Here is a 14439-nt window from a genome sequence, read left to right on the forward strand (position 1 = left end):
ATTTTTTCTAACAAAAATTCAGCAACAAAGCGTGCTGCACAGCAAATAATCCCCTGCATAATTTGACCCTGTCAGCCTCCTGAGATACCTTGTGCACGCCGACACAGCAGGATGAATTAACGTGGTCAAAAAACCTGAAAATCTGAGCTTCGAAGCCTCTTTGGCGGAGCTGGAGCGCATAGTCGCAGAGTTGGAGCAGGGAGAAGTCTCTCTGGACGACGCTCTCAAGCAATTTGAGCGTGGCATAGGCTTGGTGCGTGCCAGCCAGACCAAGCTTGAACAAGCGCAACAAAAGGTGACCATTTTGCTCAGTGATGAGGCCAACGCGCCCCTGAGCGATTTTCAGCCCGAGGGCGAATAATGCTCAAAGCTGCGTTATCTGCGTGTCAATCCCGTGTCGATACCATTCTGGCCAGCCATCTTGATGCTCTGCCAGCCACCGCCCCCGGACTTAAAGCCGCCATGCGCCACGGTGCCCTGATTGGTGGCAAGCGTATCCGGCCTTTTTTAGTGTATGCCACCGGCGAACTGCTGGGTGTCGACAAAGCCAAGCTGGACCGGCTGGCGGCAGCAATTGAGTGTATCCACGCTTATTCGCTTATCCACGATGACTTACCGGCGATGGATGATGATAACCTGCGCCGTGGTAAACCCACCGTGCATATTGCCTTTGATGAGGCTACTGCCATTTTGGCCGGTGACGCCTTGCAAACCCTCGCCTTTGAAATCATTGCCGAGCCCGGCTCAGGCCTGAAGCCTGAACTGCAGGTGGCAATGATTGCCGTGCTGGCCAAAGCCTCCGGTTATCTTGGCATGTGTGGCGGACAGGCGATTGATCTGGCGAGCGAAGGTAAAAGTATTGACCTTAGCAGACTGACCGAGCTTCATAACCTGAAAACCGGTGCACTTATTCGTGCTGCTGTTGAACTGGCGCTGATTGCGGCCGAGGCAAACAAGGGTGACCGCAGTGCACTGCTGGCGTATGCCGAAGCCATAGGCCTTGCCTTTCAGGTACAGGATGACATTTTGGACATCACTTCCACCACCGAGGAGCTGGGCAAGCCACAGGGGTCGGATGTGAATGCCAATAAGAGTACCTATCCAAAGCTGCTGGGGCTTGACGGCGCCCGGCAGACCGCCGATGCCCTGGTGGCCGACGCACTATCAGCCCTGGCTAAAATGCCATACAATAGCCAGCTACTTGCAGACTTTGCCCGTTACATCGTCGAGCGACGTGTATAAAAAAGATAAAGAATCTCGCTATGAGTTTGAACATTTCGAACTATCCACTGCTTGCGCTGGCGAGCACCCCAGATGAGCTGCGCCAACTTCCCCAGTCGGCGCTGAAACAGCTGTCTGACGAGCTCAGACAGTATCTGCTGACCTCGGTGGGAATTTCCAGCGGCCATTTTGCCTCGGGTCTTGGCACGGTCGAACTGACCGTGGCGTTGCATTACGTGTACAACACTCCCTTCGATCGCCTTATTTGGGACGTCGGCCATCAGGCTTACCCCCATAAAATTCTCACCGGGCGACGGGATCGCATGCACACCATCCGCCAGAAAGACGGCCTGCACCCCTTCCCCTGGCGCGAAGAGAGCGAATACGACACCTTCAGCGTGGGCCACTCCAGTACCTCGATTTCTGCCGCCCTGGGTATGGCAGTAACTGCCGAGAAAGAAGCACTCGGCCGTAAAGTGGTGGCGGTTATCGGCGATGGCGCCATTACAGGCGGTATGGCGTTTGAGGCATTGAACCACGCCGGTGACCTGCACAAAGATATGCTGGTGGTGCTGAACGACAACGAGATGTCTATCTCGGAAAACGTCGGAGCCCTCAACAACCACCTGGCCAGACTCATGTCCGGCCGCCTGTACACCACCATCCGCGAAGGTGGCAAGAAGGTACTCAAGGGAATGCCGGTTATCAAAGAGATGGCCAGACGCACCGAGGAGCATCTTAAAGGCATGGTGGTACCCGGCACCCTGTTTGAAGAGCTGGGCTTTAACTACATTGGCCCCATTGATGGCCATGATGTGGAATCTCTGGTCGAGACCCTGCGCAATATGCGCGACCTTAAAGGCCCGCAATTTCTGCATATCATGACCAAAAAGGGTAAGGGTTATGAACCGGCCGAGAAAGACCCTATCGGCTGGCATGCCGTGCCCAAGTTCGACCCGACTCAGTTTCGCAAGCCAGCCACCAAGCCGGGGCTACCCACCTTCTCCCAGGTATTTGGCAAGTGGCTGTGTGACATTGCCGAAAAAGATGAAAAAGTGCTGGCCATTACACCAGCCATGCGCGAAGGCTCTGGCATGGTGGAGTTTTCCCAGCGCTTCCCGAAACAGTATTTCGATGCGGCCATCGCCGAGCAGCACGCGGTCACCCTGGGCGCCGGTTTCGCCTGCGAAGGCTTTAAGGCCGTGGTGGCGATTTACTCAAGCTTTCTGCAGCGCGGTTACGATCAGCTTATCCACGACGTAGCGCTGCAACGACTGCCGGTGCTGTTTGCCATCGACCGCGGTGGCATTGTGGGTGCCGATGGAGCAACCCACCAGGGCGCCTTCGACTTAAGCTTTATGCGCTGTATTCCCAACATGGTGATCATGGCGCCAAGCGATGAAAACGAGTGTCGCCAGATGCTCTACACCGGCTACAGCTACGATAAGGGCCCAACCGCCGTACGCTACCCACGTGGCAGTGCCACCGGTGCCGAGCAGATTGAAGAGATGACCGCCATGGCCATCGGCAAAGGTGTGAAGCGTCGTCAGGGTGAGAAGATTGCCATTTTGAACTTCGGCACCACGCTTGCGGCGTGCCTCAGCGCCGCTGAGCATCTCAATGCGACTGTGGCGGATATGCGCTTTGTGAAACCGCTGGATGAAGCCCTCATCCTTGAACTGGCCGAAAACCACGATGTGCTTGTCACTGTGGAAGAAAACGCCGTCATGGGCGGCGCTGGTTCAGGGGTGTTGGAGTTCCTTGCCAGCAAGAATCGCCTTAAGCCATTGCTGCAAATTGGTATTCCCGATGAGTTTATCAAGCACGGTGGACCGGAGGAACTCCTCACCGAGCTGGGTCTGGATGCGGCCGGTATCGAGCGGCAAATCCGCGCCTTTATCGAAGCCTGATATCAAGGATTCACAGCAAGCAACACGCATTAAAAAGGACTGCCGAGGCAGTCCTTTTTGTCTTTACGGGCTTAATCAGGCCTGGGTGTCAACACCACCGCCCTGAGATACCATCACCATGGCAGGACGCAGCAGGCGACCGTTCAGCTCGTAGCCTTTTTGCAGCACTACCATCACGTGGTTGGCAGGCACCTCAGGGTTTGGCTGCATGCCAATGGCCTGATGTTGCTCAGGGTTAAATGGCTGACCCATAGGATCCACCACTTTTACACCGAACTTGTCTACTGCACTCATCAGGGTCTTCATGGTCAGCTCAACGCCTTCGAATACGGCCTTGGTGGCCTCATCTTCGGCATTGGTTCCCATCAGAGCGCGCTCCATATTGTCCAGTACCGGCAACAGCTCGTTGGCAAATTTCTCGAGGGCGAACTTATTGGCCTTCTCCACGTCTATCGCGGCGCGGCGGCGGATATTGTCCACCTCGGCAGCAGCACGGACCACAGAGTCCTTCTGCTCTTCTACCTTGGCTTCGGCAGTGGCCAGAGCCTGTTCCAACTCTTCGATACGGAAGTTAGCCTGGGTCAGCTCGTCTACCAGCGCCGCCTCATCAGTGACGACTTCGGTGTCCTGTACCTGTTCCAGTGGCTCTTGTTGGGGGTTGGTCGATTCGTTGCTCATCTCTACTCCAAGCTAAAAATGCTTTGTTTCTGCATACACTGGGCATATTATGGGGATCAATTCCCGCGTTTCAAGGCCTTGAGGGCGCAGTTTCCCTGTTATGACATCCCAATTCCACACCATTGGCCTGATTGGCAAACCACATCACAAGGGTACCAACCTGACACTAAAGCGTTTGCATCACTGGCTGGGCAGTCAGGGATTTGAAGTTTTGGTGGAAGAAAGAGTGGCTGTGGAGCTGGGTGCCAACGTGCGTGCAGTGGATTTGCTGGAAATCGGCAACCGCTGCGATCTGGCGATTGTGGTTGGCGGTGATGGCAACATGCTCGGCGCCGCACGGGTGCTGGCCCGCTTCGACGTGGGTGTGATTGGCGTTAACCGCGGTAACCTGGGTTTTTTGACCGACTTGCCACCGGATGACTTTGAAGAAATGCTGGCGGCAGTTCTGGATGGCGAGTTTATTACCGAGCATCGCTTCCTGCTGGAAGCCGAAGTGCATCGTCATGGCGCCATCAAAGCCAGCAACACTGCAGTAAACGAAACCGTTCTGCACCCCGGCAAAATTGCCCACATGATTGAATATGAAGTCTATATTGACAATCAATTCATGTACTCCCAGCGTGCCGACGGCATGATAGTTTCTACTCCAACCGGCTCAACGGCCTATTCGTTGTCAGCAGGCGGCGCTATCCTCACACCTAATCTGCAGGCATTGATATTGGTGCCCATGTTCCCGCATACGCTGTCATGCCGCCCGATTGTGGTGGATGCCAATTCCACCATCAAGTTGGTTGTCTCCCCTGAAAATGGTGAGAATCTCGAAGTCAGCTGCGATGGTCACGTCACCCTGGCGGTATTGCCCGGCGATGAAATTATTATTCGCCAAAGCAATGAGCGCCTGCGGCTTATTCACCCCAAGAATTACAACTACTTCCATGTACTGAGAAACAAACTCGGTTGGGGCAGTAAGCTGTTCTAAAAAAGCTGTTCTAAAAAAGCTGTTTTAAGACGAAGCTGTTTTAAGACGAAGCTGTTTTCCAGTTTGGCAGTATTGTGCCAAATAAATACTTTCAAAACGGTAATTTCAGGCCAGACTATCATCCTGGTATGAAATATAAGACTCCGGAACATTCTGACCAAAGCCCCGCGGCAGCTATGTAAAATCCTTAAAAATCAGTCAAATATAAAAATAACAACCAATATGAACATTGGTCATACCAATCTTTGCGACTTACATCACATTAGTGGGAGGTGAATTACTTATTCGTAAGCAACACATTTGAAATAATCAGATCAGATTATTACCTTTATGTCATCATAATTGCCTCTTTACACTTTCATATCGATATTTTCCACATCATTTATAACCATTCGCTATAAAGCAACCAAAGAGGCACAGGACGCAGCTCACATTTCCTGCCAAACACGACTGGAGCAAACTCCCATTGCCTGATATTGCTCTGGTGTTTCCTGCGCCAGATGATCTGTATCAAGTTTTTAATCGCGCAAAAGCCGTTTATTGTCGACAGGTTTGGATGAGTCTGCTGAACAGTGACGAAGGACAAAACCATACTTGACTAAAACAATCGCCGCGAACCGCAACAAGAAGGCGATGAGCCGGAACTTCCGGCAAACAAGCAACCCTAGAAGAGGCAACCATGACTATCATTCAACTTCTTGCCAGTTTGTCACCGGTGATCAGCGTGATGCTGTTCCTGGTGCTGCTGAGACTCCCTGCATCCAAGGCCATGCCGATTTCAGCACTGGTCACAGCCCTTGCTGCCGTGTTGGTGTGGCAAATGGACCTCACCATGCTGAGTGCATCCGTGGTGGAAGGCCTGTTGTCAGCCCTCACGCCATTGTCCATCATTTTTGGCGCCGTGTTCCTGCTCAATACGCTCAAGTATTCCGGCGCTATGGATACCATCCGCGCCGGCTTTACCAATATCAGTGCTGATGCGCGGGTGCAGGTAATCATCATATGCTGGTTATTTGGCTCCTTTATTGAAGGCTCGGCCGGGTTTGGCACCCCTGCAGCCATTGGCGCACCGCTGTTGGTGCTGCTTGGCATTCCGCCGGTGGCCGCCGCCGTGGTGGCACTGATTGCCGACTCGGCCAGCGTGTCCTTTGGCGCCATCGGTCTTCCGGTTCTGTTTGGCATGGAACAAGGTCTGATTGAAGGCGGCACCAGCATGGCGGCAGCACAAATCGCCGAGCATGGTGGCCATTTCAGCGACTATGCCCGCTTTATTGCGATGCATATGATCACCATCGACCTGATAACAGGCACCCTGATCCCATTGGTGATGGTGATGCTGCTCACCGGATTCTTTGGCCGCAATAAATCATTCGCCGAAGGCTTCGCCATCTGGAAATTCGCCCTGTTTGCCGGTCTCGCGTTTACTGTGCCAGCCTGGGTAATCAACTTTGTGGCTGGCCCTGAGTTCCCCTCGGTGATTGGAGCCCTCATCGGCATGGCGCTGGTTATCCCGGTAGCACGCAAAGGCTGGCTGCTGCCTAAAACGCCCTGGCACGACTTTGCCGGTGAAGAGCCTCAGCTCAATGAATCCAACGCCAACAATCAAGGCGATGTCCGCTTCAGTCAGCTCGCGGCCTGGACACCTTATCTCATCATGGCCGCACTGCTGGTTGCCAGCCGCACCATAGCGCCGCTGAAAAGCTGGCTCAATGGCTTTAACTTAAGCTGGACCAATCTGCTCGGCACCGACCTTAAAGCAAGCTTTGCCACCCTGTACGCCCCCGGTGCCTTCTTTGTGCTGGTGTGTGTGCTGGGCTTTGTGCTGTTTAAGATGCGCCGCGAAGCTATTACCGAGTCGCTGTCGGTCTCGCTCAAATCCATGGTGCCAACCATTATTTCCCTCGGCGCCTCTGTACCCATGGTGAAAATCTTTTTGAATTCGGGCGCCAACGAAGCAGGCCTTGCTTCTATGCCGGTGGCGCTGGCAGACATGCTGGCAGGCTCCATGGGGGCAGTGTGGAATTGGATGGCACCTGTGGTGGGCATTTTCGGTGCCTTTTTGTCTGGCAGTGCCACCTTCTCCAACATGATGTTCTCGGGTCTGCAATACAGCGTGGCCGATAACATAGGTGCCAATCATGCACTCACCCTGGCATTGCAAGGCATAGGAGCCAACGCAGGCAACATGATGTGCGTAATGAACGTAGTTGCCGCTGCCACCGTGGTGGGCATGGCGGGCCGCGAGTCTGAAATCATCCGTAAAACCATGCCAGTGGCGCTGGGCTATGCCCTGCTGGCCGGCACCATAGCCACCCTCTGGGGTGGATTCTGAGACTAAAAGTCTGCCTTTTGGCAACTTGTGATGTAAACAGCCACCCTGCGGGGTGGCTCAGAGAGCAACAACAACGCCTGAAATAAGCGCCTGCCCGAGAGTTCCAGCTTCTGCAAGCAACGAGCAAACCACAGCAGGCCATAGACGAAAGCGCCCAGCTCAGCAGGGCGACTTTCAACGCCCGACTGATTGCAGTCGCTTGAGTGTAGAGAGCAAATTATGTCTATCGATAACAACACGTTAGATTCTACCGCTGTAGACGTGAAAGCCATCATTGCCAAGGTAGTTGACTATGAAATCCTTGCCTCTGAGCTGAAAGCCAGTCTCGGTGATAAGGCGGTGAGTCGCGATCCGGTGCGCCGTTTTGCCTGGTCAACCGACGCCAGCTATTTTCGCATCGTGCCCGAAGTGGTGGTCCATGCCGACACCTTAAAGCAAGTGCAGGCCACACTGGAGCTTGCCAGAAAGCATGGCGCGCCTGTGACCTTCCGCGCTGCTGGCACCAGTTTGTCGGGCCAGGCGATTGGTCCGGGCATTTTGCTGATGCTTGGCCATGACGGCTTTCGAAAGCTTGAGGTTAATGCCGATGGCACCAGGGTGACGCTGGGCGCCGCGGTTATCGGCGCCGATGCCAATGCCGTGTTAAAGCCTTTAAATAAAAAAATTGGCCCTGATCCGGCCACCCTCACCTCGGCCATGGTTGGCGGTATAGTTAACAACAATGCCTCGGGCATGTGCTGTGGCACCGCGCAAAACAGCTACCAGACGCTGGCCTCAATGAAACTGCTGCTGGCCGATGGCACTGTGCTGGATACAGACTGTGAAGCTTCACGTAACAACTTCAGCCAAAGCCATGGTGAGCTCTTAAGCAGCCTTGCCGACCTTGCGTCAATGGTGAAAGCCAATGAGGCCCTAGCCCAGCGAATTCGTAAAAAGTACGCCATCAAAAATACCACCGGCTACAGCCTCAATGCCCTGGTGGATTTCGACTGTCCCTTCGATATCTTAAACCACCTGATGGTGGGCAGCGAAGGCACCCTGGCCTTTGTGGATGAAGTCACCTACCACACGGTAGATGAGGCACGCTTCAAAGCCTCCGCCATGGCAGTATTTTTCTCCATGGAAGATGCCGCCAGCGCCATTCCGTTTTTGATTGGCGACAGCGTCGCCGCCGCCGAGCTGCTGGACTGGGCCTCCATCAAGGCCGTGACCGGCAAAAAAGGCATGCCTGTATGGCTTAAGGACTTGCCCGAAGGCGCGGCGATTTTGCTGATTGAGTCCCGCGCCAGCGATGCGCAAACGCTTAAGGCCTACACCGACGAAGTGATTGGCAAGATTGCCCACATCCCCACCTGGCAACCGATTGAATTCAGTACCGATGCGGCTGTGTACAGCAAGTACTGGGCGATGCGCTCGGGGCTGTTTCCGATTATTGGTGGTGAGCGGCCCAAGGGCAGTTCGGTCATTATCGAAGACGTGGCCTTTGAAGTGCAGCATCTGGCGGCGGCTGCCCGGGATTTAACTGCGCTCTTTCATAAACACGGCTATCCTGAAGGCGTAATTTACGGCCATGCGCTGGCGGGGAACTTCCACTTTATTATCACCCCCACCTTCGCCACCCAGGCCGACATCGACCGCTTCCACGGCTTTATGCAGGATGTGGCCGAAATGGTCATCAACACTTACGACGGCTCAATGAAGGCCGAGCACGGCACCGGCCGCGCAGTGGCGCCCTTTGTGGAAATGGAATGGGGCAGCGATGCCTACACCCTGATGAAAAACATCAAGGCGCTGTTTGACCCGACAGGTATGCTGAACCCCGGCGTTATTCTCAACGACGACACCCAGGTGCACGTGAAAAACATCAAGCCCTGCCCTGTGGTGGACGACCTGGTGGACAAGTGCATCGAGTGCGGCTTTTGTGAAAAGACCTGCCCGACCTCGGCCCTTAACCTTACTCCAAGGCAGCGTATCGCCACCCTCAGGGAAATCAGCCGCCTGGAGCAAAGTGGCGATACTGCCGCTGCCGAAGAACTTCGCGCCGCTGCCAAATACGATGTGGTGGATACCTGCGCCGCCTGTCAGCTGTGTACCATCGCCTGCCCGGTGGATAACAGCATGGGCCAGCTGGTACGCAAGCTTCGCACACCCTATATCAGCACCACAGAACAAAAGGTACTGGACTTCCAGGCCAAACACTTTGGCGCCGTGAATCAGGTGATAAGCACAGGTTTCGATGCCCTTGGCATTATCCATCGCATCACAGGCGACAGCCTCACCTCAGGCCTGATGAAGTTCGGCCGGATGATCTCCAAAGAAGTGCCCTACTGGGATCCAAGCTTCCCCAAAGGAGGCAGCCTTCCGAAGGTGTCGGCGCCCAAGCCCGGACGCGAAACTTTGGTGTATTTCCCCGCCTGTGGTGGCCGCACCTTTGGCCCCACGCCACTCGATACCGACAAGCGGCCGCTGCCTGAAGTGGTGGTCACTGTGCTTGAGCGCGCCGGCTACAATGTGGTGCTGCCAGAGCACGGCCGAAGCCTGTGCTGCGGCCAGATGTGGGAATCCAAGGGCGACTTTAAAAACGCCGATGCCAAACGACTTGAGTTGATTGAGGTCCTCAAAGCCAAATCCGACAACGGCAAGCTTAAGGTGCTCGTTGATGCGCTGTCCTGTACCAAACGCACCCTGGGCGGCGATCCGGATATTGAAGTCACGGACCTGGTGGAGTTCCTCCACGATGAGGTGCTGCCACGCTTGACTCTGAGTCAAAAGGAGGCGGTAACCCTACACCTGGGCTGCAGTGCCAAACACCTCAAGCTAGACGATAAGATGCAGGCCATAGCGCAAATTTGTGCCAAACAGGTGCACAAGCCCGCAGGCATCGACTGCTGTGGCTACGCCGGTGAAAAAGGCCTCTACAAACCGGAAATCAACGAGGTAGCGCTTCGGAATATCAAAAAGCTGCTGCCGGTTGGCGTGAAGGAAGGTTACTACGCCAACCGCATGTGTGAAGTTGGCCTTGGCAAACACAGCGGCATCCCCTACCGCCACCTGGTATATCTGGTGGAAGAATGTAGCCGTGGCAACTGATTAAGCCCAACAAAAAAGGTCGCTGAGTAGCGGCCTTTTTTACTTTAAAATCAACCGACTAAAACCTTTGCATTTTTGCAAAAAAGCATCCGTGCATTTACTGAAATACCACTGTTTTGAATGGGGATTCAGGCCTATAGTGAAATGCCATAGGGGATATGCATCTTCGGCATACCCCAACGAAAGAGGCATGTCCCTTAGCCGTCGCCCGTTAATGCCGGTAAGTTACATGCCTTATAAATTGCATGTCGGCAAATGGGACCAAAACCATGAAAATAGCCCTCTTCACGCCTTGCCTGGTAAACCAGATGATGCCCGAGGTTGCAGTGGCAACCCTGTCGGTACTGGAAAAACTGGGCCACCAGGTGATCTTCCCCCAAGGCCAAACCTGCTGCGGCCAACCCATGACCAACTCTGGCTGCTTCAACGAAGCCAAAAACACCACCCTGAAACTGCTGAACGCCTTCAAAGGCGTGGAGTGCGACGCCATTGTCTGTCCGGCGGCATCCTGTCTGGTGGCGGCCAAAGAGAACTTCCATGAATTCGATAAAAGCGCCGAAGCCAAAGCCGTTATCGACAAGCTGTTTGAACTGACCGAATTTTTGCACGATGTGGCGCCGGTCGCGGCCTTTCGTCATCCCGTCAACAAGAAGCTCAGCCTGCAACTGAGTTGCCACGGCATCCGCATGCTGGATTTGGCCGCGCCCACTGAGTACATGGGGCCGCGCTACAACAAGATGGAAGCCCTGCTGTCACGTATCGATGGCGTTGAGATTTGCTACCCGGAGCGGCGTGATGAATGCTGCGGCTTTGGCGGCACCTTCAGCGTGGATGAAGGCTCAGTGTCTGCCAAAATGGGCAAAGACAAGGCCCAGGCCCACGCCGACACAGGCGCAGACTATGCGGTGGGCTTTGACCCCAGCTGCCTGATGCACCTCGATGGCACCATCCGCCGTAAGGGCCTTGCCATCGAAACCCGCCATCTTGCCCAAATCCTTGATTTGGCGCTGTAACGGAGGTCGTCATGGAGCGAAAAGTACAAACCCATGCCAAGGCGGCCGAGATTTTCTGCCGCGATGACAGTCGGGTCGATTGGCACTCCAAAGCCCTGTGGGTACTGCGTGAAAAGCGTGACCGCGCCGCAGCAAGCCTGCCCGAGTGGGAGGAGCTGCGCACCCTTGGCTCCCAAATCAAGCTGCATACCTTAAGCCACCTTGGCCAGTATCTGGAAACCTTTGAGGCCAACTGTCTCAAGCGCGGCATTCAGGTGCACTGGGCCAAAGATGGCGCCGAGCACAACCGTATTGCGCTGGAGATTTTAACGCGCCATCGGGTGAAAAAACTGGTGAAGTCCAAGTCGATGCTCACCGAAGAGTGCCACTTAAACCCCTTCCTTGAGAGTCATGGTATTGAGGTTATCGACACCGACCTTGGCGAGCGCATTATTCAGCTCAATCACCAACCGCCCTCGCACATTGTGGTGCCTGCCATCCACATGAAAAAAGAGGAAGTGGGCGAGCTGTTTCACGACAAGCTTGGCACGCCCAAGGGTGAAAGCGACCCAACCCGCCTGACCCGCGCTGCCCGTGCCCACCTGCGGGAGCAGTTCCTCAGTGCCGATGCGGCCATGACCGGGGTTAACATGGCCGTGGCCAGCGAAGGCGCCGTGATTGTGTGCACCAACGAAGGCAACGCCGATATGGGCGCCAACCTGCCCAAATTGCAGCTGCACTCCATGGGCATCGACAAGATAGTGCCGGACATGGACAGCGCCGCTGTGCTCCTTAGGATGCTGGCCCGCAACGCCACAGGTCAGCCAATCACCACCTATTCCAGTCTCTACCGCGGCGCCAAAGTCGTCGGCGAGATGCACATCATCATTGTGGACAATGGCCGCAGCGAAATGATGCGCGACAAGATTTTGGGCGAAGCGCTCAAATGTATTCGCTGTGGTGGCTGCCTCAACACCTGCCCTGTTTACCGCCGAAGCGGCGGCTACAGCTATGGTCACACCATCCCGGGCCCCATTGGTATTGCCGTGGGCGCCGACGAGGATGACACACATTCCAGCCCCTGGGCCTGTACCCTGTGTGGTTCCTGCAGCTTTGTCTGCCCCACCAAGGTGCCGCTGGACAAGATTATTTTCCACCGTCGCCGTCTCTACGCCGAGCGTGGCAGCCTGCCCTACGGCAAAGGCAGCTATATGCCGCTGGTGGGCCGTTTTATGGCAAGCGAAACCCTGCTGAACACCGGCATGGCAGCGGCGCGCACTGCGCTGGCCATCCTGCCTCACAGCCTGCTCAAACCCATGAGTGGCGCCTGGGGCAAATACCGTGAGCTGCCCATAGCGCCGGGCTCAAGCTTCGAGGGTTGGCTTAAGAAAAACCGGCCAGAGCTTTTGGTAAAGGGCAGCAAGAACAGCAAGGGGGAGAACTGATATGTCCAAGCAAGCTATTCTAAATGCGCTGAAAACCTCCGCCATGGCGGAGGTGGCCATGCCTGAGCTTAAAAGTATCGGCAGTCAGCTGTCACAGCTGGAGCTTGAAAGCCGCCTTGAAACCAACCTCGCCACAGTGGCAGGCAAACTTGAGCTGGGCGGCATTTACGCATTAAAGGCGCACACCCAAAGCCTGATGGCTCAAGGCAAAGTGGTGCTCTCCTTGATTGACGGCGTGCCCGGCAATCGCAAACTAACCGCGTCCCCCCACGCCCTGGCGGATGTGGATTTTGCAGTTATCCCGGGCGAGTTGGCAGTGGCCGAAAACGGCGCTGTGTGGGTCACGGAAGCTTCGCTCACTCAGGGCGACCACACCACCCGCATCGCGCCCTTTATCTGCGAAAACCTGCTGCTTGTGGTACGCCGCGATGCCATAGTCACCGACATGCATCAGGCCATGGGCCGTATCGGTAAGCTTGAAGATGAACTCGGGTTTGGGGTCTTTATTGCCGGACCATCCAAAACCGCCGATATCGAACAAGCCCTGGTGGTGGGCGCCCACGGCGCCTGTAGCCTGGGGCTGTATCTGATATAGCGCTCGCTTTCGAGAAACAAAAACGCCGCGAATTCGCGGCGTTTTTATTGATGTTATCGCTCGACTTCAAAGTCCAGCCGCACTGTGCTTTCGGCTTTCACCGGTTTGCCATCTTCAAACTTGGGAGCATAGCGCCAGGCACTCAGCGCCTCCAGCGAGGCTTTCTCAAAGCCTTTCCCCCCCTTAGAATCTAGCAATTTGGGATCGCGAACGATGCCCATTTCATCAATTGTAAAACTGATTTGAACCCACCCTGACCGACCTCGTTTGGCTAGACTCTCAGGATACTTGGGCGCCTTTCTAAAAAGAGGCGTTTGCTCCTGATTTTCATCCCATGGTCTCATGCTGCCGATGGCGATACAATGCTCTGTCGCTCTGTCACTCTCCCCCTGCCCCTCATAAATCGTTACCAATCGACTGTGAGCGGCCAGTGCATAGGGATGAGAATAATCTTTCGCCTTATATTGCTTTACCACTTCCAAGAACAAAGGTTCTGCCTTGTCATATTTTTTATTGCCAAGATAGGCTTTCGCCAGCCAGAAAGCCGCCTCCAGACGTAGATCGCTACTTGCAGGCAAGTTTGCATCGAAATAAGCAAAAGAGTTAATCATGCCACGATACAGTTCTGTCGTGTAATACTCGGTGGTGGAGAGTCTCTTGAAGGCATTCAGGCGGGTCTGTGCGAGTAATTCTTTATTGTCAGAATCTTCCGCTAAGGTAAGAGCCCTATGGTAACTGTCGTGAGCAAGTTTGTTATCAGTAGAAGCATCCCCAATCACCATTAGCGGCTTGATGATTTCCAGAGCACCTTTGCCAAAATGCGACTCATAACTGACAAGACTCACTTTTGCCACTTCCATCGCTTGTTGATTTCTTAATTCATATTGCCCTTTCCGGTCCCGGCCAAGGGCGAGTGCAAAATTAAGTCCCAGATTGGCATAATCCAAGCTGTCTCTGCCGAACTTAGCTTCACCAAGAAGATACGCTTTTTCGGCGTAAAGAATGGCATCTGCATTGTTACCTTCTTTCACAGCCTGCTCGTAACTTTGGTAAACATCAGAAAATTCATCGGCAATAGATATGGGTGTTACTGCACTCAGGGCGAGCAGCAATGGCGCAAGCTTCCATGTTGGCGTCATGATGGGTATGTCCTTGTTATTGTATTCACACGTTTTTGCCTTAAGGCAAGGAAATCAA

General features: G+C 54.5%; 11 protein-coding genes. 9 read left to right on the plus strand and 2 right to left on the minus strand.

Translation table 11 applies throughout. The features are described from left to right. The first annotated feature begins 121 nt into the window (after nucleotides 1-121). The 3 genes from xseB to dxs are packed head-to-tail and all read left to right on the plus strand — an operon-like array spanning nucleotide 122 to nucleotide 3131. Nucleotides 122-361, plus strand: coding sequence for an exodeoxyribonuclease VII small subunit (gene xseB / locus ABYK60_RS12280; protein WP_372872313.1), 240 nt, complete (start codon nucleotides 122-124; stop codon nucleotides 359-361). Beyond that, complete coding sequence (gene ispA / locus ABYK60_RS12285; protein WP_372872314.1) at nucleotides 361-1242, plus strand: (2E,6E)-farnesyl diphosphate synthase; 882 nt, start codon at nucleotides 361-363, stop codon at nucleotides 1240-1242. Before xseB ends, ispA begins: the two co-directional genes overlap by 1 nt. Nucleotides 1243-1262: 20 nt before the next feature. Beyond that, nucleotides 1263-3131 carry a 1-deoxy-D-xylulose-5-phosphate synthase gene (dxs, locus tag ABYK60_RS12290; RefSeq protein WP_372872315.1) on the plus strand — a complete coding sequence of 623 codons (1869 nt, stop codon included), beginning with the start codon at nucleotides 1263-1265 and terminating at the stop codon, nucleotides 3129-3131. A gap of 75 nt (nucleotides 3132-3206) precedes the next feature. Here dxs and grpE read toward each other — a convergent pair whose 3' ends face one another. Continuing rightward, on the minus strand, nucleotides 3207-3809 hold the full coding sequence (gene grpE / locus ABYK60_RS12295) for a nucleotide exchange factor GrpE (RefSeq protein WP_372872316.1): 603 nt from the start codon (nucleotides 3807-3809) through the stop codon (nucleotides 3207-3209). Between the two features lie 100 nt (nucleotides 3810-3909). On the opposite strand from grpE, the gene nadK reads away from it, so the two are divergent. The 6 genes from nadK to ABYK60_RS12325 all read left to right on the plus strand — a co-directional run bounded on the left by nadK (nucleotide 3910) and on the right by ABYK60_RS12325 (nucleotide 13242). Continuing rightward, entirely contained in the window at nucleotides 3910-4788 is an 879-nt protein-coding gene (nadK, locus tag ABYK60_RS12300; RefSeq protein WP_372872317.1) for an NAD(+) kinase, read from the plus strand. A gap of 679 nt (nucleotides 4789-5467) precedes the next feature. Beyond that, nucleotides 5468-7120 (plus strand): L-lactate permease, encoded by a 1653-nt coding sequence (locus ABYK60_RS12305; RefSeq protein WP_372872318.1) that lies wholly within the window; start codon nucleotides 5468-5470, stop codon nucleotides 7118-7120. Between the two features lie 219 nt (nucleotides 7121-7339). Next, a complete protein-coding gene (locus ABYK60_RS12310) occupies nucleotides 7340-10210 on the plus strand; it encodes an FAD-binding and (Fe-S)-binding domain-containing protein (protein ID WP_372872319.1) in 2871 nt (956 codons plus the stop codon). Nucleotides 10211-10479: 269 nt separating this feature from the next. Beyond that, nucleotides 10480-11223, plus strand: coding sequence for a (Fe-S)-binding protein (locus ABYK60_RS12315; protein WP_372872320.1), 744 nt, complete (start codon nucleotides 10480-10482; stop codon nucleotides 11221-11223). 11 nt (nucleotides 11224-11234) lie between these two features. Further along, on the plus strand, nucleotides 11235-12647 hold the full coding sequence (locus ABYK60_RS12320; protein ID WP_372872321.1) for a lactate utilization protein B: 1413 nt from the start codon (nucleotides 11235-11237) through the stop codon (nucleotides 12645-12647). A gap of 1 nt (nucleotide 12648) precedes the next feature. After that, the gene (locus ABYK60_RS12325) at nucleotides 12649-13242 is read left to right on the plus strand and encodes a lactate utilization protein C (RefSeq protein ID WP_372872322.1); all 594 of its coding nucleotides are present in this window, start codon (nucleotides 12649-12651) and stop codon (nucleotides 13240-13242) included. Nucleotides 13243-13295: 53 nt separating this feature from the next. Here the strand turns inward: ABYK60_RS12325 and ABYK60_RS12330 are convergent, their stop codons facing one another. Next, entirely contained in the window at nucleotides 13296-14381 is a 1086-nt protein-coding gene (locus tag ABYK60_RS12330; RefSeq protein ID WP_372872323.1) for a TonB family protein, read from the minus strand. Between the last annotated feature and the right edge of the window lie 58 nt (nucleotides 14382-14439).

It is taken from the genome of Shewanella sp. (genome assembly GCF_041630135.1).
Classification (GTDB): domain Bacteria; phylum Pseudomonadota; class Gammaproteobacteria; order Enterobacterales; family Shewanellaceae; genus Shewanella.